Annotated in this window: 19 protein-coding genes; 7 read left to right on the forward strand and 12 right to left on the reverse strand. The window is 72.5% G+C overall.

All coding sequences use genetic code 11. The features are described from left to right. Together B5M43_RS15135 and B5M43_RS08745 are read right to left on the reverse strand one after the other, a co-directional pair. The coding region (locus B5M43_RS15135; RefSeq protein WP_268993260.1) for an ATP-binding cassette domain-containing protein at window positions 1–264 on the reverse strand (264 nt) is incomplete at its 3' end. Continuing rightward, a complete protein-coding gene (locus B5M43_RS08745) occupies window positions 261–950 on the reverse strand; it encodes a nucleoside/nucleotide kinase family protein (RefSeq protein ID WP_230667853.1) in 690 nt (229 codons plus the stop codon). The genes B5M43_RS08745 and B5M43_RS15135, both read right to left, overlap by 4 nt. A 240-nt stretch (window positions 951–1,190) precedes the next feature. Here B5M43_RS08745 and B5M43_RS08750 point away from each other — a divergent pair, with 240 nt between their 5' ends. Continuing rightward, complete coding sequence (locus B5M43_RS08750) at window positions 1,191–1,919, forward strand: SDR family oxidoreductase (RefSeq protein WP_134746403.1); 729 nt, start codon at window positions 1,191–1,193, stop codon at window positions 1,917–1,919. Window positions 1,920–1,930: 11 nt separating this feature from the next. Here B5M43_RS08750 and B5M43_RS15140 read toward each other — a convergent pair whose 3' ends face one another. The 5 genes from B5M43_RS15140 to B5M43_RS08770 all read right to left on the reverse strand — a co-directional run bounded on the left by B5M43_RS15140 (window position 1,931) and on the right by B5M43_RS08770 (window position 5,512). Then, the gene (locus tag B5M43_RS15140; protein WP_268993261.1) at window positions 1,931–2,059 is read right to left on the reverse strand and encodes a hypothetical protein; all 129 of its coding nucleotides are present in this window, start codon (window positions 2,057–2,059) and stop codon (window positions 1,931–1,933) included. Continuing rightward, window positions 2,056–2,781, reverse strand: coding sequence for an alpha/beta hydrolase fold domain-containing protein (locus tag B5M43_RS08755; protein WP_230667856.1), 726 nt, complete (start codon window positions 2,779–2,781; stop codon window positions 2,056–2,058). The genes B5M43_RS15140 and B5M43_RS08755 overlap by 4 nt, the downstream gene beginning before the upstream one ends. A gap of 142 nt (window positions 2,782–2,923) precedes the next feature. Then, window positions 2,924–4,033, reverse strand: coding sequence for an L-rhamnose isomerase (rhaI, locus tag B5M43_RS08760; protein WP_134746401.1), 1,110 nt, complete (start codon window positions 4,031–4,033; stop codon window positions 2,924–2,926). 74 nt (window positions 4,034–4,107) lie between these two features. Beyond that, the gene (locus B5M43_RS08765) at window positions 4,108–4,458 is read right to left on the reverse strand and encodes an L-rhamnose mutarotase (RefSeq protein ID WP_134746399.1); all 351 of its coding nucleotides are present in this window, start codon (window positions 4,456–4,458) and stop codon (window positions 4,108–4,110) included. A gap of 91 nt (window positions 4,459–4,549) precedes the next feature. Beyond that, window positions 4,550–5,512: an acetylxylan esterase gene (locus B5M43_RS08770; RefSeq protein ID WP_134746397.1), complete on the reverse strand. Its 963-nt coding sequence runs from the start codon at window positions 5,510–5,512 to the stop codon at window positions 4,550–4,552. 137 nt (window positions 5,513–5,649) lie between these two features. On the opposite strand from B5M43_RS08770, the gene B5M43_RS08775 reads away from it, so the two are divergent. Then, the gene (locus B5M43_RS08775) at window positions 5,650–6,651 is read left to right on the forward strand and encodes a LacI family DNA-binding transcriptional regulator (protein ID WP_134746395.1); all 1,002 of its coding nucleotides are present in this window, start codon (window positions 5,650–5,652) and stop codon (window positions 6,649–6,651) included. 65 nt (window positions 6,652–6,716) lie between these two features. Continuing rightward, the gene (locus B5M43_RS08780; protein WP_134746393.1) at window positions 6,717–8,156 is read left to right on the forward strand and encodes an aldehyde dehydrogenase (NADP(+)); all 1,440 of its coding nucleotides are present in this window, start codon (window positions 6,717–6,719) and stop codon (window positions 8,154–8,156) included. 10 nt (window positions 8,157–8,166) lie between these two features. On the opposite strand, the gene B5M43_RS08785 is transcribed toward B5M43_RS08780, so the two are convergent. The 5 genes from B5M43_RS08785 to B5M43_RS08805 all read right to left on the reverse strand — a co-directional run bounded on the left by B5M43_RS08785 (window position 8,167) and on the right by B5M43_RS08805 (window position 15,086). Then, the gene (locus B5M43_RS08785; RefSeq protein ID WP_055990112.1) at window positions 8,167–9,348 is read right to left on the reverse strand and encodes an ROK family transcriptional regulator; all 1,182 of its coding nucleotides are present in this window, start codon (window positions 9,346–9,348) and stop codon (window positions 8,167–8,169) included. Window positions 9,349–9,450: 102 nt separating this feature from the next. Continuing rightward, window positions 9,451–11,898, reverse strand: a complete 2,448-nt coding sequence (locus B5M43_RS08790) for a glycoside hydrolase family 3 N-terminal domain-containing protein (RefSeq protein WP_134746391.1) — start codon at window positions 11,896–11,898, stop codon at window positions 9,451–9,453. Continuing rightward, window positions 11,895–12,773 carry a carbohydrate ABC transporter permease gene (locus B5M43_RS08795; RefSeq protein ID WP_055990114.1) on the reverse strand — a complete coding sequence of 293 codons (879 nt, stop codon included), beginning with the start codon at window positions 12,771–12,773 and terminating at the stop codon, window positions 11,895–11,897. Before B5M43_RS08795 ends, B5M43_RS08790 begins: the two co-directional genes overlap by 4 nt. After that, a complete protein-coding gene (locus B5M43_RS08800) occupies window positions 12,770–13,786 on the reverse strand; it encodes a carbohydrate ABC transporter permease (protein ID WP_055990116.1) in 1,017 nt (338 codons plus the stop codon). The genes B5M43_RS08795 and B5M43_RS08800 overlap by 4 nt, the downstream gene beginning before the upstream one ends. Window positions 13,787–13,790: 4 nt before the next feature. After that, window positions 13,791–15,086 (reverse strand): ABC transporter substrate-binding protein, encoded by a 1,296-nt coding sequence (locus B5M43_RS08805; RefSeq protein ID WP_134746389.1) that lies wholly within the window; start codon window positions 15,084–15,086, stop codon window positions 13,791–13,793. Window positions 15,087–15,233: 147 nt separating this feature from the next. On the opposite strand from B5M43_RS08805, the gene B5M43_RS08810 reads away from it, so the two are divergent. The 4 genes from B5M43_RS08810 to xylA all read left to right on the forward strand — a co-directional run bounded on the left by B5M43_RS08810 (window position 15,234) and on the right by xylA (window position 19,517). Next, window positions 15,234–16,259 carry a LacI family DNA-binding transcriptional regulator gene (locus tag B5M43_RS08810; RefSeq protein WP_055990122.1) on the forward strand — a complete coding sequence of 342 codons (1,026 nt, stop codon included), beginning with the start codon at window positions 15,234–15,236 and terminating at the stop codon, window positions 16,257–16,259. A 1-nt stretch (window position 16,260) separates the two neighbouring features. Next, the gene (locus tag B5M43_RS08815; protein WP_134746387.1) at window positions 16,261–17,448 is read left to right on the forward strand and encodes an endo-1,4-beta-xylanase; all 1,188 of its coding nucleotides are present in this window, start codon (window positions 16,261–16,263) and stop codon (window positions 17,446–17,448) included. A gap of 50 nt (window positions 17,449–17,498) precedes the next feature. After that, entirely contained in the window at window positions 17,499–18,245 is a 747-nt protein-coding gene (locus tag B5M43_RS08820; RefSeq protein WP_134746385.1) for a sulfite exporter TauE/SafE family protein, read from the forward strand. Window positions 18,246–18,326: 81 nt separating this feature from the next. Continuing rightward, a complete protein-coding gene (xylA, locus tag B5M43_RS08825) occupies window positions 18,327–19,517 on the forward strand; it encodes a xylose isomerase (RefSeq protein WP_134746383.1) in 1,191 nt (396 codons plus the stop codon). Window positions 19,518–19,602: the final 85 nt, after the last annotated feature.

Raw genomic sequence — 19,602 nt, forward strand, 5'->3', positions numbered from 1 at the left:
CGTCTCGATACCCAGCGCCGACGCCTGCGACGGGGTGGACATGTCCACCTCCTGCCCATCGAACAGGATCGTCCCCGAATCGATCGCGAGGTTCCCCGACAGCGCCTTCACCAGCGTCGACTTCCCCGCACCGTTGTCACCGATCAGCGCCGTCACCTCCCCCGGGAACACCTCGAAGTCCACCTGATTGAGCGCCCGCACATGCCCGAACTGACGCGACAACCCCCGCGCCTGCAGAACCGGAACCGTTGCCGTCGTCGTCATGCGGAATCTCCTTCGGAAGGGACGGTGTGGTCGGGGACGACGCGCACGACGAGGTCGGCGCGGTCTCGTGCGGTCTCGACGACCCGCGCGTTGGGCTCGTCGACGTCGCGGACCCACGCGGTCGCCTCGTCGGCAGGATGCCCGTGGCCCAGGCGTCGGGCGACCAGGCGGCGTCGGCGCTCGTCGGCGTCGATGTCCAGGTACCAGACCTCGTCGAGGAGCGGGCGGACCCCGTCCCACCCGTGCGCGTCGTGAAGCAGGTAGTTGCCCTCGGTGATCACCAGGGGCACCTCGGCGCTGACCGCCACGGCGGAGCCGATCGACTCCTCGAGGGCGCGGTCGAAGACCGGGGCGTAGATCGTGCCGGCCGTCTGTGCCGACAGCCGGCTCAGCAGCGCGACATAGCCGTCGACGTCGAACGTGTCGGGCGCGCCCTTGCGGTCGCGACGCCCGAGGCGGAGGAGCTCGGCGTTGGCGAAGTGGAATCCGTCCATGCCGACGATGACGGCGCGATCCCCGAGAGCCGCGAGGAGCGCGGCCGTGACCGTCGACTTGCCGGCTCCCGGGGTCCCGGTCACGCCGAGGATGCGGCGCCGGCCGTCCTCGGCGAGGAGGCGTGCGCGCTCGGCGAGCTCCGCGAGCGTCGCCTCGGCGATCGGCGGCGGAGTGGGGCGGTTGCTGAACACTGCTTCGTGGTCTTCCTCGGGTCGATGCGGGAGCATCGCGGCTGCGTCGGTGGAGCGGTCGCCGGTGTGACCGGAGCGACTCCGAGCACGCTACGCTGTCCATGTCACCGGTGTCAACCCAGGCGTCCCGCGCCCGATGACACCGGAGACATGACCGCCGTTCTGTGGTTACATGTCCCACGGTGACGGCGCCTCGGCGGCGTCGGTCGCATGAATCATCCCGCAACAGAGAGCACGTCCATGAGCGAATTCCAGGGCCGCACCATCCTCGTCACCGGCGCCGGCGGCGGCATCGGCGGTGCCACCGTCCGGCACCTCGTCGCGGCCGGTGCGGACGTCCTGGCGGCGGGCCGCACGACCGAGAGCGTCGAGGCGATCGTGGCCGAGACCGGGGCCACGCCGGTCGCTTTCGACCTCGAGTCCGAGGACGAGATCCACGCGGCCATCGAGGGCCGCGACCTCTACGGCGTCGTGAACTGCGGCGGCTGGGGCGGCGAGATCGCCACCCCGATGGACACCGACATCGCCGTCTTCGACAAGGTCATCAGCATCAACGCCCGCGGCGCGCTCCTGGTCACGAAGTACGCCTCCCGCGAGATGGTGCGCGTCGGCAAGGGCGGCGCGATCGTCAACGTCTCGAGCCAGGCGAGCCTCGTCGGGCTTGCGGGCCACATCTCGTACGGCTCGTCGAAGGCCGCGCTCGACAACATCACGCGCGTCTCGGCTCTCGAGCTGGGCGGATACGGCATCCGGGTCAACAGCGTCAACCCGACGGTGGTCATGACGCCGATGTCGGCCTGGTACTGGGGCCGTCCCGACATCGAGGGGCCGTTCCTCGACGCGATGCCGCTGCACCGCTGGGCCACCGAGGACGACATCGCCGCGCCGATCGTCTTCCTCCTGAGCGACGGCGCCGGCATGATCTCGGGCGTCTCGCTGCCGATCGACGGCGGTTACACGAGTCGCTGAGTCGCGGCTCCTTACGACGCCGTCCGGGCGCGGCCGGGAAGGGCGGCGAGGCGCGCCGCGAAGCGGTCGAGGGTGACGGATGCTGCCGGCTCCGCCGGGCGGTTGAGGTGGCCGTGGTCGGTGCCCGGCTCGACGATCATCTCGACGGGCGCCCTGCCGTCCGCAGCGTGGCGGCGAACACCTCTGCCGAGACGCGGAGCTCGTCGACGTCTCCGTTGACGATGAACGTCGGCGGGAAGCCGGCGAGCGCGCCCGGCGTGGCGAGCCCCGGGATGGCGGCCACCGGCGCTCCGTCGACGTCGCCGCCGAGGTAGTTCTCGTACATGCCGCGCACGACGGTCGGTCCGAAGCGGTCGGCGTCCGGGTTCGCATCCAGTGCCGCGCGCAGCGCCGCGTCCGGCGCCGGCTGCACGGCGAGCAGCGTCGGGTAGGCCAGCAGCACGAGGGCCGGAATCGTGGCCGAGCCGCTCTCGAGCAGCCGCAACGTGGCGCCGGCGGCCAGGTTGCCGCCCGCGCTGGCGCCGCCGAGGGCGAGGCGCGCGTCGTCGATGCGGAGCCTGCTCGCGTTGTCGAGCGTCCAGAACCAGGCGGCGAGGATGTCGTCGGACGCGGCGGGGTAGTGGTGCCCGACGCGCGCCGGCGTCCCGGAGGACGCCTCGGCGACCGGCGCGAGGCGGTAGTCGACCGAGATGACGGTCGTGCCGCGCGTCGCGAGCGTGCGGGCGACGCCGTCCGCCTCGGGCATGTCGAGGTCGCCGAAGGCGAAGCCGCCGCCGTGCGCCCAGACCAGCCCGGTGCGGTTCGGCTCACAGGCGGGGTAGACGCGCACGAGGCCGTCCGCGGCGGAGTAGGGGTCGCTCATCGTCGTCCTTCCGAACGCGAGTGGTGCACCGGAGACGCCGGGATCGGCATCCGACGCCTCCGATGGGTCTGTTCTCCGGGGAGGCTTACGCGCCCCAGCCGGCCTGGACGCCGCCGACGCGGTCCTCGGCGATGGTGCTCTGTTAGCCGGAGGCCGCATAGGCCGCCATCGGGTCGGCGGCAAGGCCCCGCGACTGGCGCCACTCGGCGAGCGCGGGACGCACGTCGGTGTAGAACGCGTCCATGAAGACGGCGTTGGCGGCCAGCACGTCGTTCGCCTGCTGCGCGGCGGCCAGCGCCTCGCGGTCGACCAGCAGGGCGCGGGCGGTCATCTCCTGAACGTTGAGGACCGAGCGGATCTGGCCGGGGATCTTGTCCTCGATGTTGTGGCACTGGTCGAGCATGAACGCCACGTCGGGGTTGTTCAGCCCGCCGCCGCGGATCACCTCGAACAGGATGCGGAACAGCTGGAACGGGTCGGCGGCGCCCACGATCAGGTCGTCGTCGGCGTAGAAGCGCGAATTGAAGTCGAACGAGCCGAGCTTCCCGAGGCGCAGCAGCTGCATCACGATGAACTCGATGTTGGTGCCGGGCGCGTGGTGCCCGGTGTCGAGGCACACCATCGCGCGGTCGCCCAGCGCGGCCACCTGCGCGTAGGAGGTGCCCCAGTCCGGCACGTCGATGTGGTAGAACGCGGGCTCGAAGAACTTGTACTCGAGCACCAGGCGCTGCTCGCCCGAGAGGCGCTCGTAGATGGTCGCGAGCGACTCGTGCAGCCGGTCCTGGCGGCCGCGCAGGTCGGCCTGTCCCGGGTAGTTCGAGCCCTCGGCCAGCCAGATCTTGAGGTCGCGCGAGCCGGTGGCGTCCATCACGTCGATGCACTCGAGGTGGTGGTCGATGGCCTTCCGGCGCACCTTCGGGTCCTCGTGCGTGAGCGCGCCGAACTTGTAGTCGTCGTCCTGGAACGTGTTCGAGTTGATGGTGCCCAGGCTCACGCCGAGGTCTTCGGCGTGCCGGCGCAGGGCGCCGAAGTCGTCGACGAGGTCCCACGGGATGTGCAGCGCGACCGAGGGCGCGAGGCCCGTGAGGCGGTTCACCTGCGCGGCGTCGGCGATCTTCTCGAACGGATCGCGCGGCGTGCCGGGCGTCGCGAACACCTTGAAGCGGGTGCCCGAGTTGCCGAACGCCCACGAGGGCAGCTCGATCGCCTGCCTCTCGAGCGTGGCGAGGATGTCGGCGGAGAGGATGCTCACGGTGAGGCCTTTCTCACGAGGGGCGGCGACGCCCCGGTTCACTGGGTCGGTATCGATCCGGCGGATCGGTCGGGTCAGGAGGTGGCGCGCGCGGCGGCGAGCTGGGTCTCGAGGTGGAAGACCTCGGGGTGGGTCTGGGCGGCCTGGTCGGGGCGGCCGTCGAGTCCCACGAAGAAGGGCGCCATCGACGCCTCCCAGCGGGCGGCCACCTCGGACCGGGCGAGGTGCTCCCGCGCCGCGGCGTCGTCGTCGGTCGTGTAGGTGCCGACGAGCAGGCCGTCGCCGAGATGGAAGATCGAGTAGTCGCGACGCCCGGAGGCGGCGATCTCCTCGAGCATCTCGGGCCAGACCGGGCTGTGACGGGCGATGTACTCGTCGATCAGCTCGGGCTTGACGCGCAGTGTGAAGCACACGCGCTCACTCATCCTCGAGATCCCTCTGTGCGGCACCGTCATGGTGCGATGAATCGTTTCAGATGGCGACTGTACGGCATCATCCGCAATCGCGCCACCGGCCTCAGCGCATGCGCTCCGCGAGCCAGTCGAGCTGCGCCCGGCGCTGGAAGGCGCCGCCGCCCTCGTGGTCGTTGAACGGGTACACCTCGATCCGCCGGTCCTCGCCGCCCCACGCGTTGTAGGCGGCGAACACCGTGGACGGCGGGCAGATCACGTCCATCAGAGCGACCGAGAACAGCGCCGGCATGGTCGCGCGGCGCGCGAGATTGACCCCGTCGAAGTAGCTCAGCGTGCGATAGACGCGCTCGACGCGGCCGCGGTGACCGGCGAGGTACTCCCCGATCTCGCGGTACGGGCGGGCGTCGGTGATCGTCGTCGCGCGCGCGAAGTGGCACAGGAACGGCACGTCAGGCATGGCCCCGGCCACGCCCTCGGCCAGCGCCGCGGCCGCGATCGAGATGCCGCCGCCCTGACTGCCGCCGGTCACGAACAGCGGAAGGCCCGGCGCCAGCTCGCGCGCGGTGTCCACCGCGCGCACGGCGTCGGAGTAGACGCGGCGGTAATAGTACGTCTCCGGGTCCTCGATGCCCTGGGTCATCATGCCGGGCGCCGCGGACCCGGAGCCGTGCGGGTCGGCCGTGTCGCCGGAGCGCCAGTGACTCCATCCCTGACCACGGGTGTCGACGACGAGGTGGGCGCACTCGGCGAGCGGCCACGCCGCGACGTCATGCGCGAGGCCCCGGCCGCCGCTGTAGCCGATGAACTCCACGACCACGGCGCGGGGCCGCCGCCCGGCCGGCACATGCCACCAGGCCCGGATGGGGTCCCCCGCGTATCCGGCGAACGTCACGTCGCTCGTGTCCACCAGCGCGAGCCCGTTGTCGACCGGCTCGACCCTCGCCTCCCAGGCGGCGGCCCGCGTCTGCGCGAGCGTGTCGGCCCAGAACGCATCGAAATCGTCGGGGCACGCCACGTCGGGGGCGTACATGCGCAGGTCCTCGAGCGGGAGGTCGTACAGGGCCATCGATCGGTTCCTTCCATCGCGGCAGCGGTGCCGCATCCAGCATGACCCTAGCGCGGGTGAGACGTTTCACCCGGGGATGCCGCGTCGCGTCTCGCGCGGCCCGCGGCGCGCGGTAACGTCGAGCCGCAGGAGGAACCATGGGTGTCAGCATCCGCGACGTGGCGACGCGCGCCGGCGTCTCGGTCGGGACCGTCTCGAACGTGCTCAACCGACCGCAGTCGGTTCCCGACGCGACGGTCGAGCGCGTGCGCGCGGCGATCGACGCCCTCGGCTACGTGCGCAACGACGCCGCCCGGCAGCTGCGGGCCGGCCGGTCGCACACGGTCGGGCTGGTCGTGCTGGACGCCCGCAACCCGTTCTTCACGGATCTCGCGCGGGGCGCCGACGACCTGGCGGCCGAGCGCGGGCTCTCGGTGCTGATCGGCAACAGCGACGAGCGCCCGGAGCGCGAGCTGCGCCTGCTCGCCCACTTCGAAGAGCAGCGCGCGCACGGCGTGCTGCTCTCCCCCATCGGCAACGACCTGACCCGCCTGCGCGCGCTCCGGGGCCGCGGCATCCCCGTCGTGCTGGTCGACCGGGCGGCGCCCGGGAGCGGGTTCTCGTCGGTGGCCGTCGACGACGTCCGCGGCGGGGCGCTCGCGGCGCGGCACCTCATCGAGACCGGCCGGCGCCGCATCGCGTTCGTCGGCGGCCCGGGGACGCTGCGTCAGGTCGCCGACCGCGCCGAGGGGGCCCGCGCGGCGATCTCCCCCGCGCCGGGCGCGGCGCTCGAGACGGTCCCGGTGGGTTCGCTCACGGTGGCCGAGGGCCGCGCCGCGGGCGAGCGGATCGCCGCCCGCCCGCGCACCGAGCGGCCCGACGCGATCTTCGCGGCGAACGACCTGATCGCGCTCGGCGTGCTGCAGGCGCTCACGGCGGCGGGTGTCTCCGTGCCGGGCGAGATCGCGCTCATCGGGTACGACGACATCGACTTCGCGGCGGCCGCGGCCGTGCCGCTGTCCTCCATCCGGCAGCCCAGCCGCACGATGGGCGCCACGGCCCTGTCGATCCTGGTCGAGGAGGCGGCGGATCCGGCGCTCGCCCCGCGCGACGTGGTGTTCGAGCCGGAACTCGTCGTGCGGGCCTCGACCGCGGGCTGATCGCGCCCGCTCCGGCCCGCTCTGCGCTTCACTGGTAGCGTCCGCTCTCGAAAGGGGCTCCCTGCATGACCGACACCGCCGTCGACGACGTCGACCGGATCGCGCGCGCCGCGCGCGAGGCGTTCGCCCACACCTCCCGCGCCGACGCCCGCACGCGCGCCGCCTGGGTGCGCGCCGTGGCGGACGCGCTCGACGCCGACGCCGAGGCGCTCGTCGAGCTGGCCGCCCGGGAGACCGCTCTGCCGGCCGCACCGCGCCTGGCCGGCGAGGTGGCGCGGACCACCGCGCAGCTGCGGCTGTTCGCCCGGGTCGTCGAGGAGGGCTCGTACCTCGAGGCGGCGATCGACCATCCGGATCCGTCCACCACTCCCCCGACGCCCGACCTCCGGCGCGTGCTGCGGCCGATCGGGCCCGTGGCGGTGTTCGCGGCGTCGAACTTCCCGTTCGCTTTCTCGGTCGCGGGCGGCGACACCGCCTCCGCGCTCTCGATCGGCTGCCCTGTGGTCGTCAAGGCGCATCCGGGCCATCCCGAGACGTCGCGGCGGACCGCAGAGGTGGTCTCCGCGGCCCTCGCCGCCGCCGGCGCACCGGACGGCGTCTTCGCGCTGGTCGAGGGCTTCGAGGCCGGGCTGGCGCTCGTGGACCATCCCGCGATCCGCGCGGTCGGGTTCACCGGATCCGTGCGCGGCGGGCGCGCGCTCTTCGACCGCGCCGCGGCGCGACCCGATCCCATCCCGTTCTACGGCGAGCTCGGCTCGCTCAACCCGGTCGTGGTCACTCCGGGCGCCGACGCCGAACGCGGCGCCGCGCTGGCGGAGGGCCTGGCCGGTTCGTTCCAGCTCGGCGCTGGCCAGTTCTGCACCAAGCCGGGCGTGGTGCTCGTGCCGCACGGCTCGACCCTCGAGGCCGCTCTGCCCGGCCACCTCGCGCCCCAGCCGCGGCTGCTCACCCCCGCGATCGCCGAGGGCTTCGCGGCGAGTGCCGAGCGCGTCTCGAACCTGGACGGCGTCGAGGTCGTGGCGACCGGCGAGGCCGGCGACGGTCCGGCCCCGCTCGTGGCGGCGACCGATGCGCCGACCCTGCTGCGCCACGCCGACGAGCTGCTCGAGGAGGTGTTCGGCCCGTTCACGCTGCTGGTCCGCTGCGCCGACGAGGCCGAGCGCGACGCCGTGCTGGACGCCATGCCGGGCAGCCTCAGCGCGACCGTGCACCGCGAGCCCGGCGAGGACGTCGGCGCGCTCGTGGGCCGCCTCGAGGAGCTCGCCGGCCGCGTGCTGTTCACCGGCTGGCCGACGGGCGTCGCGGTGAGCTGGGCGCAGCAGCACGGCGGCCCGTGGCCGTCCAGCACGTCGCAGTTCACGTCGGTCGGCGCGACCGCCGTGCGCCGCTTCCAGCGCCCCGTGACCTACCAGGACGCCCCGGCCGAGCTCCTGCCCGCGGCCCTCCGCGACGACAACCCGCTCGGCATCCCCCGCCGCGTCGACGGCCGCCTCGTGCTGCCCTGACGGGCCGTCCTCAGGAGGAGGAAGCCGGCAGGCCGAGCGGGTCGGCGAGCAGCGGCTCCAGCGCCGCCTCCGCCGCGCCGATCAGCAGGCGGTCGGCGCCGAGCGCGGCCGCGCGGATCTCCAGGTCCTCGGCCGGGGCGGCGAGCATGTGCGCGCGGACCTGGTCGAGGAGCCCCTCCGGGTCGTGATCGTGCAGGATCGCGAGGAATCCGCCGAGCACGATCACCGAGGGGTTGAGCACGTTCGCCGCGTTCGCGAGGCTCGGGGCGAGGATGCGGCGCTGCCGCTCGACCTCGTCGGCCACGGCCGGGTCGGACGACGCGGCGAGCGCGCGCGCCAGCTCGTCGTCGTCTGCCGCACCCAGCCCGAGGGCGCCCAGCAGCCGCGCGCGGTTGACCTCGTCCTCGAGCACGCCGTCGTCCGTGCGGCGGTCGGCCGGGTCCAGGATGCTCGGACGGTTCTGGCCCCACTCCCCGGCGTAGCCGCGGGCGCCGCCGATCGCGGTGCCGTGCAGGATCAGCCCGCCGCCGATGCCCGAGGCGCCGCCGTTGAGGTACACGACGTCGGCGTGATCCCGCGCGGCGCCGAACAGCTTCTCCGCCCGCGCGCCGAGCGACGCGTCGTTGCCGACCGAGAACGCCAGCCCGGTGGCCGAGCGGAGCGGGCCCGCGACGTCCACGTCGCGCCATCCGAGGTGCGGCGCCAGGCGGACGGTGCCGTCGGCCGCGCGCACGAGACCGGGCACGGCCACGCCGCCGCCGACGATCCGGCAGCCGCGCAGCTCCGAGCCGCGCCAGCCGTCGACGACCCTCGCCACGGCCGCGGCCACGTCGTCCACGCGGACGTCGCCGGAGACCTCCTCGCGCACCCGCGCGCGGACCCGCCCGCCGAGGGTCACGGCGCCGACCTCCAGCGCGTCCACCTCGGGGTTCACGGCGATGGCCACGACGTCCTCGCTGGCGGCGACGATCGGCGAGGGACGCCCCACGCGCCGGGTCGGATCGGGATCGCGCTCCTCCACGAGGCCGGCGGCCACGAGCGTCGTGACCAGGTCGGAGACCGTGGAGCGGTTCAGCCCCGTCTCCGCGGTGATCACGGCGCGCGAGCGCGGCCCCTCATGGTGCACGAGGCGCAGCACCTCGCCGAGGTTGGTGCGCCGCACCCCCTCGACGCTCGTCGTCAGCGGTCGCATCCCTGCCCTCGCACGTGTCGGTCCGTCCCAGGCAATCTATCGGCCCCGGACGCCGGAGACCGGATGCGCGGCCGGGTGGGCGCCGCGCATCCGGCCTTCGGATCAGCCGAGGGTCACCTCGACGACGCGAGGATCGTCGATCCCGACGACGTGGACGTCGCCCGTCACCGTGACCCGCGCGCGCGGCGTCGCGTCGCCCGCGAGCTCGCGCGCGCCCCGGGCCCTGGCGTTCGAGATGACGCCGCCCGTGGAGTCCCTGACATCGGCCGCGCGGCTCGACGCCGCGGCGTGCGCCGCGACCCACACCTCGACGTCGCCCGGCTCGACCACGCGGGTCAGACTGCGGTCCGTGAACGCGAAGCGCTGCACCGGCACGTCGAACGCCACGCGGCGCGACTGGCCGGGCTCCAGCTCGACGCGCGCGTAGCCGAGCAGCTGCGCCACGGGGCGCGTGACGGTCGCCTCGACGTCGCGGCCGTAAAGCTGCACCACGTCGGCGGCCGCCACCGCGCCGGTGTTCGTCACGGTCACGGACGCTTTGAGCCGGCCGTCCGCGGGCACCGTCTCGTCGACCGCGAGGTCGTCGTACGCGAACGTCGTGTAGGACAGGCCGAAGCCGAACGGCCGGACGGGCGTCGGATCGGTCGAGGTGACGTCGGACGGACCACCCAGGATGGGGCTCAGGTACGAGTACGGCTGGGCGCCGGCCGAGCGCGGCAGGCTCACGGGAAGCCGGCCGGACGGCGAGACGGCGCCCGTGATGACATCCGCGATCGCGGTGCCGCCCTCCTCGCCCGGGAAGAAGGCCTGCAGCACGGCCGCGGGACGCGCGGCACCGGCGCCCTCCTCGTCGAGCGCCCACGCGATCGCGTACGGGCGGCCGGTGAGCAGCACCATGACGACCGGGGTCCCGGTCTCCGTGAGCCGCTCGACGAGCTCGCGCTGGACGCCGGGCAGGTCGAGCGACTCGACGTCGTTCCCCTCGCCCACCGTGCCGCGGCCGAACAGGCCTGCCTGGTCGCCCACGACCACGATCGCGACGTCGGCGCCATCCGCGGCCGCCACGGCCTCGTCGAAGCCCGAGCGGTCCTCGCCCTCGACCTCGCAGCCGCGCGCGTACACGAGCTCCGCGTCCGGCAGCGCGGCGGCGAGCGCCTCGCGCACGGTCGCGATGGCGAACCCGGTCTCGTACCCCGGGTGGTGCGCCAGCACGTGGTTCGCGAAGGAGTAGCAGCCCTGCAGCGCGTCGGCGCGGTCGGCGTTCGGGCCGATCACCGCGACGCGGCGGGCACCCGATGCCAGGGGCAGCGCGCCGTCGTTCGACAGCAGCACGATCGACTCGGCCGCCAGGCGCCGCGCGATCTCGCGGTGGCGGGGCGTGTCGAGATCGACGCTCGCGGGCGGCTCGTCCTCGAAGGCCTCGGGGTCGAGCAGGCCCAGCTCCTCCTTCTGCGCGAGCACGCGCAGCACCGCGCGGTCCACGTACGCCTCCTCGAGCGCGCCGGACCGGACCGCCTCGACGAGCGGCTCCAGGTAGGCGTCGCCCGAGGGCAGCTCGACGTCGATACCGGCCCGCAGCGCGAGCGCGGCCGCCGCGCCGCGGTCGGCCGCGATGGCGTGCATCACCTCGAGGAACGCCACGGAGAAGTAGTCCGCGACCACGACCCCGTCGAAGCCGAGTCGCTCGCGCAGCACGCCGGTGAGCAGCTCGGGGTCGGAGGCCACGGGCACGCCGTCGATCTCCGCGTAGCTGTTCATGACGGAGCGCACGCCGCCGTCGCGGATCGCCATCTCGAACGGGGGAAGGAACACGTCGGCCACCTCGCGGGGGCCGGCGTGCACGGGCGCGTGGTTGCGCCCCGCCCGCGAGTTCGAGTAGCCGAGGAAGTGCTTGAGCGTGGCGTGCACGCCCGCGCCCTGCAGGCCACGGACATACGCGGTGCCGATCGTCCCCACCACGTAGGGGTCCTCGGCGATGCACTCGTCCACGCGCCCCCAGCGGGGGTCGCGGATCACGTCGAGCACGGGCGCCAGACCCTGGTGGATGCCGAGCTCGCGCATCGAGGCGCCGATCGCCCGGCCCATCTCCTCGACGAGCTCCGGGTCGAAGGACGCGCCCCACGCGAGCGGGGTCGGGAACGTCGCGGCCTTCCACGCGGCCAGGCCCGTGAGGCACTCCTCGTGCACGAGCGCGGGGATGCCGAGACGGGTTTCGCGCTTCAGGCGGCGCTGCTCGCCCCACAGCCAGGCGGCGCGCTCGGCCGGCTCGACCGGTCGCGTGCCGTACACGCGGGTGTAGTGCCCGATCCCGTGCACGGTGATGTCGGAGAGCGCTCGGCCGTCGCCGGCGGTGCCCATCTCGTCCACCATCGGCGCCACGACCTCGCCGCCCTGGTCGATCCAGTAGCCGACGAGCTGCGCCGCCTTCTCCTCGAGCGACATGCGCGCGAGCAGGTCGGCGACGCGGTCGGACGCCACGGGGTAGGCGCGGACGTCCGCGGGCGCGGAGGTCTCCACGGCGGCGCGCTCGGTGGTCTGCACGTCGGTCATCCCTTCACCGCCCCGGTCAGGCCGCCGACGATGCGACGCTCGAACAGGCTGAAGAACAGCAGCGCCGGAAGCATCGACAGCGACGTGTACGCGAGCACGCGTGCGGTGTCGACCGAGTACTGCGACGAGAAGTTCTGCACGCCCAGGGGAAGAGTGAACAGATCGGCGTCGCTCAGGATGAACAGCGGCAGCATGTAGCCGTTCCACGAGCCGACGAACGCGAGGATGCCGGTCGTGATGACGCCCGGGAGGCTGAGCGGGATCACCATCCGCCAGAAGAAGCCGAGCCGGCTGGCGCCGTCGATCGATGCGGCCTCCTCGAGCTCCTTCGGGATCGCCCGCAGGAACGGCACCAGGATGATCACGGTCGTCGGGAGCGCGAACGCGATCTGCGGCAGGATGAGACCGCCCAGGTTGTTCACGAGCCCCAGGTTGCGGATCAGCAGGTACAGCGGCGTGATGGCCACCGTGATCGGGAACATCAGGCCCGCCGCGAACAGCGCGTACATCGCTCCCTTGGCGCGGAAGTCGTAGCGCGCGATCACGTAGCTCGCCATGATGCCGAGCACCACGGCGCCGACCGTCGTCCCGAGACCCACCACGGTCGAGTTGAGCATCGCGGTCCAGAACTCGCCGCTCGCCAGCACGTCCGTGTAGTTGCCGGTCTCCCACGGATCCGGCCAGCCCGACGGGTCGGCCGTGATCTGCGAGTTGGTGCGGAAGCCGCCGATGATGATGTACAGCACGGGGCCGATGCAGATGGAGATCAGGATGACCGCGATCAGGTACACCCAGGGGTTGCCCCAGTCGCGCCGGGGACGTCGCCGGCCCCGGCGGTCGAGCGGCTGGACCAGGACAGAGGTCGCGGTGCTCACCGGCGGCTCCTTCCACTGTCGCCCGTGAGGGCGCCGTCGGTGTCGCGCCGCAGCACGAACCGCTGGTAGACGAGGGCCACGACGAGCGAGATCAGGAAGATCACGACGGCGACCGCGTTGCCGAAGCCGTAGTTGCCCGCGAGGTGGCCGTTGAGGTACATGTACGTCGCCATGGTCGAGGTGCCGGCCGTCGCGGAGACGTACTGCCCCCAGATGATGTTGACGAGGTCGAACAGCTGCAGCGCGCCGATGATCGACAGGAAGGCCCAGATGCGGATGGTCGGGCCCAACAGCGGCAGCGTGATGCTCCACTGGATCTTCCAGAAGCCGGCCCCGTCGATCGCGGCTGCCTCGTAGAGCTCCTCGGGGATCGACTGCATTCCCGCCAGCATCAGGATCACCGCGAACCCGATGTACTTCCACGTCAGGATGAACATCAGCGTGCCCATCGCGACGGACGGGTCGGCGATCCAGGAGTTCTGCCACGCCTCGAGCCCGATCTTGGCGAGCAGCGAGTTGATGGCTCCGGTGTCCTGCAGCATGAGCGCCCAGCCCGTGCCGACGACGACCTCGGAGATCACGTACGGCACGAAGATGAGCACGCGGATGAGCGAGCGCCCGCGCATCTTCTGGTTCATCAGCAGCGCGAACAGGATGGCGAGCGGCCCCTGCAGCAGCAGGGAGAACACGACGACGATCGCGTTGTGCCAGAGGGCGTCGCGGAAGGTCGGGTCCTGCAGGATGAGCTCGTAGTTGCCGAACCCGACGAAGTCGTCGGGGAAGCCGAAGCCCTTCCAGCGGAAGAATCCGTACACCGCCGCCATGACGACGGGCAGGATCACGAAGAAGACGAAGACGACGATCGCGGGGCCTGCGAGGAGCGCGATCTCGCCGCGCATGCGCCAGTCGGCTCGTCGCGGCCGCCGCCCCGGGGCCGACGCGCGGGCGCCGGCCCCGGAGGGCGCACTCCCCACAGGTCGCGCCGCGAGCGGCGTGGCCTGGGTTCCGGTCATGATGTCAGCCTCGCGCCGCCGCCTGAGCCGCCGCGTCGACCATCGACTGCGCGTCTCCCTGACCGGCGAGCATCTCGACGACCGCGGTGTTCAGCGCGTTGCCGACGTTCTGGCCGAGCATCGTGTCGAGCCACACCACGACGTACGCGGCCTCGCTCGAGGCCTCCATGAGCGGCTGCAGGGCGGGGTCCTCGACCGCGTCCTGAGCGTCGGCGCTCGCCGGGATGGTCTGGTACGCCACGGCGTACGCCTCCTGCTGCTCCTCGGTCGCGAGGAAGTTCAGGAAGTCCTCGCACGCTGAGGGCGAGTCGGCCGCGCACGAGAAGCCGTCGACGCCGCCCATCATCGCGGTCGGGTCGCCCTCGCCGCCCTCGACGGCCGGGAACGGGAACCAGCTCAGGTCGGCCAGCGGCTGCTGGTCCGGGGTGAGCGAGGCGATCACGCCCACGTCCCACGCGCCCATGAGCTCCATGGCCGCCTGGTGGTTGGCGATCAGGCCGGCGGACGACGACGCGCCCTCCTGCGGGTCGGTCGTGAGGAAGCCCTCGTGGAACGGCTCGGTGGCCGCGAACTCCTCGAGGTTCTCCGCCGCCTCGAGCCAGCACGGCTCCGAGAAGTCCATCGTCACGGCGATGTTCTCGATCGTGTCCTGGCTGCAGGCGCGCAGCGCGAAGAAGTAGTACCAGTGCGCGGCGGGCCAGGCGGCCTTCGCTCCCAGCGCGATGGGCTGGATGCCGGCCCCCTTGAGCTTGTCGACCGCGTCGCTCAGCTCGTCGATCGAGGTCGGCGGCTCGTCGATGCCGGCCTGCGCGAACAGGTCCTGGCTGTAGAAGAAGCCGCCGGGCAGCACGGCCATCGGGACGGCGTACGTCTTGTCCTCGATCGTGAACGCGCTGAACGGCGCGTCGCCGAACGCCGCGCGCGCGTCGTCCGAGATCAGGTCGGTCAGGTCCTTGACGGCCCCCGCGTCGACGATGTCGGCGAGCTTGCCGCCGCCGCGCGCCATGAACACGTCGGGCATGTCGCCCGAGTTCACGGCGGTCTGCAGCTTGCCGTCCATGTCCTCGTTCTGGATCGCGGTGATCTTGAACGTGACGTCCGGGTTCTCCTCGGTGAACGCCGCCGCGGCGTCCTCCCAGAACTGCTTGCCGGGGCCCGTGGTCGAGTTGTGCCAGACCTCGAGCTCGACAGGTCCGCCGTCCTCACCGCTCTGTCCTCCGCCGCCGGCACAGCCGGTCAGGGCGAGGCCCGCGGTGACGGCGACGGCCGCCGCGGCCATCCATGTCCTGCGAACGTTCATGGGCATTGCTCCTCTTCGTTGAGTGGGACGCACCGCCCGGGTCGGATCGCCGAGGCCTCCGATGCGTCTCGGATGACTTTGTCACCGGGTCCAACAAATGTCAATCGTTATCGATATCGTTTTCCATATTGTGACTAGGCTGTCCCCATGACCGACACCCCTGTCGCGCGCGTCGGCGTCGGACGCGTGACGATCCGCGACGTGGCGCGTGCCGCCGGGGTCTCCGTCGCGACCGTCTCGAAGGTGATCAACGGGCGCGACGGCATCGCGGACGCGACCAGCGCGCGCGTGCTGGGCGTGGTCGCCGAGCTGGGCTACGAGAGCTCGCTGGTCGCCACCTCGATGCGGCGGCGCCGCACCAACGTGATCGGCGTGCTGGTGGCCGAGTTCGAGCCGTTCGCGCTCCAGCTGCTGCGCGGCGCCTCGTCGGCGCTTCAGGGCACGGACTACGACATCCTGGCCTACGCCGGAAGCGTGTCGGCCGGTGAGCACACCGGGTGGGAGCGCCGGTCGCTGTCCCGGCTCGGCGGGACGCTGATCGACGGCGCCATCATCGTCACGCCGACGGTCGCCCTGCCCGAGTCGTCCGTGCCCACGGTCGCGGTCGACCCCCACACCGGGCCCACCGGGCCGGCCACCGTCGACACCGACAACCTCGGCGGCGCCCGTGCCGCGACGGAGCACCTCATCTCGCTCGGCCACCGCCGGATCGGCCATATCCGCGGCCGCGGCGACCTGGAGTCCGCGCGGCTGCGCGAGCAGGGATACCGCGAGGCGCTCGCGGCCGCGGGCATCCCCTTCGACCCGCGCCTCGTGACCGTCGGCGCGTACCGCACGGCCGAGTCGACCCCCGCGGCGACCGCCCTGCTCGACCTCGCCGAGCCGCCGACCGCCGTGTTCGCGGCGAACGACCTCTCCGCCATCGAGGCCATCCGGGTCGCGACCGCGCGGGGACTGCGCATCCCGCAGGACCTCTCCGTCGTCGGCTTCGACGACATCCCGGAGGCCGTGGCCTCCTCCCCCGGCCTCACCACGATCCGCCAGTCGCTGCCCGAGATGGGCGCGGCCGCGGTGCGGCTCCTGCTCGACATGCTCGGAGGCTCGCAGCCCGAGCACATCCGGATGCCCGCGGAGCTCGTGCTGCGCGGCTCGACCGCACGCCCGAAGGAGTGACGTGACCCCCTCCCCCCGCACCGCCGCCGCAGACGTCGTCGTGACCTCGGCCGAGGGCACCCCGCTCGCCGACCGCGAGGTCGTCGTGGAGCAGACGCGCCACGCCTTCGGGTTCGGCAACATCGGCTTCGAGCTGGTGCCCCATGCGAACGGCGAGGCCGACCTGTCTCAGCTCGCCGAGGACTGGCTCGGCCTGTTCGACACCGCCACGCTGCCGATCTACTGGGGCGACTTCGAGCCCCAGCGTGGGCACCCCGACACGGCGCGGCTGCTCACCGCCGCGCGCTGGTTCGCCGACCGGGGCGTGCGCCTCAAGGGGCACCCCCTCGTGTGGCACACGGTCAAGGCGCGGTGGCTCGACCCGCTGCCGAGCGACGAGGTCGAGCGCCTGATCCGCGAGCGCGTCACACGCGAGGTCGGCGACTTCGCCGGGCTGATCGACACGTGGGACGCGATCAACGAGGTCGCCATCATGCCGGTGTTCGAGAACGAGCCCGACGGCGTCCCGAACGCGGTCTCGCGGCTCGCGCGCGAGCTCGGGCGCACCGGGATCGTCGGGCTCGCGCTCGACACGGCGCGCGCGGCGAACCCGGATGCGACGCTGCTGATCAACGACTTCGACCTCTCCGCGCGGTACGAGCGCGTGATCGAGGACGCCCTCGAGGCCGGCGTCCGGATCGACGCGATCGGCCTGCAGACCCACATGCACCAGGGCTACCGCGGCGAGGAGCAGCTGCTGGAGATCGCCGACCGCTTCGCGCGCTTCGGGCTGCCGCTGCACTTCACGGAGGTCAGCCTCGTCTCCGGCGACCTCATGCCGCCCGAGATCGAGGACCTGAACGACTACGTCGTGGACAGCTGGCCCTCGACCCCGGAGGGCGAGGCACGGCAGGCGGACCAGCTCGAGAGCCTGTATCGCACGCTCACCGGCCACCCGGCGGTCGAGGCGATCACGTACTGGGGCATCACGGACGCCGGAGCGTGGCTCGGCGCGCCGATCGGGCTGCTCCGCTCCGACGGCAGCCGGAAGCCGTCGTACGAGCGTCTGCGCGGGCTGATCCGCGACGAGTGGTGGCTGCCGCCCACGACGATGCGCACCGACGCGGACGGGCGCGTGCGCGTCACGGGCTGGAAGGGCGAGTACCGGATCACCGCGGGCGAGCAGGTCGTCGACGTCGAGCTCACCTGACCGCGAACCCGGCCGGCGCCCGCATCCGGCGCCGCGGATAGCCTGAGACGATGCCCGAACTCACCCTCCTCGCCTGGGCCGCGCTCGCGGCCGCCGCCGTGATCGTCGGGGTCTCGAAGGCGGCGCTGCCGGGAGCCAACACGCTCGCGATCGCGCTGTTCGCGACCGCGCTCCCGGCCAAGGAGTCCACCGGCGCCCTGCTGGTGCTGCTGATCGTCGGCGACGGCTTCGCCCTCTGGCTGCACCGCAGGCACGCGCGCCTGCGCGCGCTCCTGCCCCTGATCCCGGCGGTCCTGGCCGGGCTGCTGCTGGGCACCGCGTTCCTCGCGTTCGCGTCCGACGCGTGGACGCGCCGCGTCATCGGTGCGATCCTGCTGCTCGTCGTGGGCGTCACCCTGTGGCGGCGGCGGCGTGCGCGCGAGGAGACCGAGGCCCCCGGCGCGGGCCTGCTGGCCGCCGCGGCGTACGGCACCCTCGGCGGCTTCACGACCATGGTCGCGAACGCCGCGGGGCCCGTCATGTCGATGTACTTCCTGGCGGCGCGGTTCCCGATGCGGGAGTTCCTCGGCACGGCGGCGTGGTTCTTCGCGGGCATCAACCTGGCCAAGGTGCCGTTCTCGGTGGCGCTCGGCATCATCGACGTCCCGACCCTGCTGATGGATCTGGCACTGATCCCGGGTGTCGTCGCGGGTGCGCTGCTGGGGCGCTGGCTCCTGGACCGGCTGGATCAGCGCACCTTCGAGCGCATCGTGATCGCCCTGACCGTCCTGGGCGCGCTCTATCTGCTGGTCGCCTGATCCCGCGTTGCGCGGACGCGCGTCGGTTGATATGTTTGGCTCCGCAACAATTCACCGACGATGCTGAAAGCGGGCACTCCCATGGCGCTCACCCCCACCAAGGACGACAAGTTCTCGTTCGGTCTCTGGACCGTCGGGTACAACGGCACCGACCCGTTCGGAGGCCCGACCCGCGCGCCGCTCGACGTCGTGCACGTGGTCGAGAAGCTCACCGAGCTCGGCACCTACGGCCTCACGTTCCACGACGACGACCTGTTCGCCTTCGGCTCCACGGACGCCGAGCGCCAGACCCAGATCGACCGCCTGAAGCAGGCGCTCGCCGACACCGGCCTGATCGTGCCGATGGTCACCACCAACCTGTTCAGCGCCCCGGTCTTCAAGGACGGCGGGTTCACGTCGAACGACCGCGAGGTCCGCCGGTTCGCGCTGCGCAAGGTGCTGCGCAACATCGACCTCGCCGCCGAGCTGGGCGCCAAGACCTTCGTGATGTGGGGCGGCCGCGAGGGCGCCGAGTACGACTCGGCCAAGGACATCCGCGCCGCGCTCGAGCGCTACCGCGAGGCCGTCAACCTGCTGGGCGACTACGTCACCGACAAGGGCTACGACATCCGCTTCGCGATCGAGCCGAAGCCGAACGAGCCGCGCGGCGACATCCTGCTGCCGACGCTCGGCCACGCGATCGCCTTCATCGACTCGCTCGAGCGCCCCGAGCTCGTCGGCCTGAACCCCGAGGTCGGCCACGAGCAGATGGCCGGGCTGAACTTCGCGGCCGGCATCGCGCAGGCGCTGTACCACGGCAAGCTCTTCCACATCGACCTCAACGGTCAGCGCGGCATCAAGTACGACCAGGACCTGGTGTTCGGCCACGGCGACCTGCACAACGCGTTCGCGCTCGTCGACCTGCTCGAGAACGGCGGCCCCGGCGGCGTGCCCGCCTACGACGGCCCGCGTCACTTCGACTACAAGCCCAGCCGCACCGAGGACGAGACGGGCGTGTGGGACTCGGTCACGGCGAACATGCGCACCTACCTGCTGCTCAAGGAGCGCGCGGCCGCCTTCCGCGCGGACCCCGAGGTGCAGGAGGCGCTGAAGGCCGCCAAGGTGCTCGAGCTCGCCGAGCCCACGCTGGGCGAGGGCGAGTCGTACGACGACCTGCTAGCCGACCGCTCGGCGTTCGAGGACTTCGACGCGGACGCGTACCTCGGCGGCAAGGGCTTCGGCTTCGTGCGCCTGCAGCAGCTGGCGACCGAGCACCTGCTCGGCGCGCGCTGAGCCCAGCCCTCGGACGTTGACTGGTCCTGGGGGACGAGACCGGTGTCGGGAAGACCAGTCTCGTCGCCCGGAACCAGTCTCGTCA

It is taken from the genome of Microbacterium sp. MEC084 (assembly GCF_004514465.2).
Taxonomy (GTDB): Bacteria; Actinomycetota; Actinomycetes; order Actinomycetales; family Microbacteriaceae; genus Microbacterium.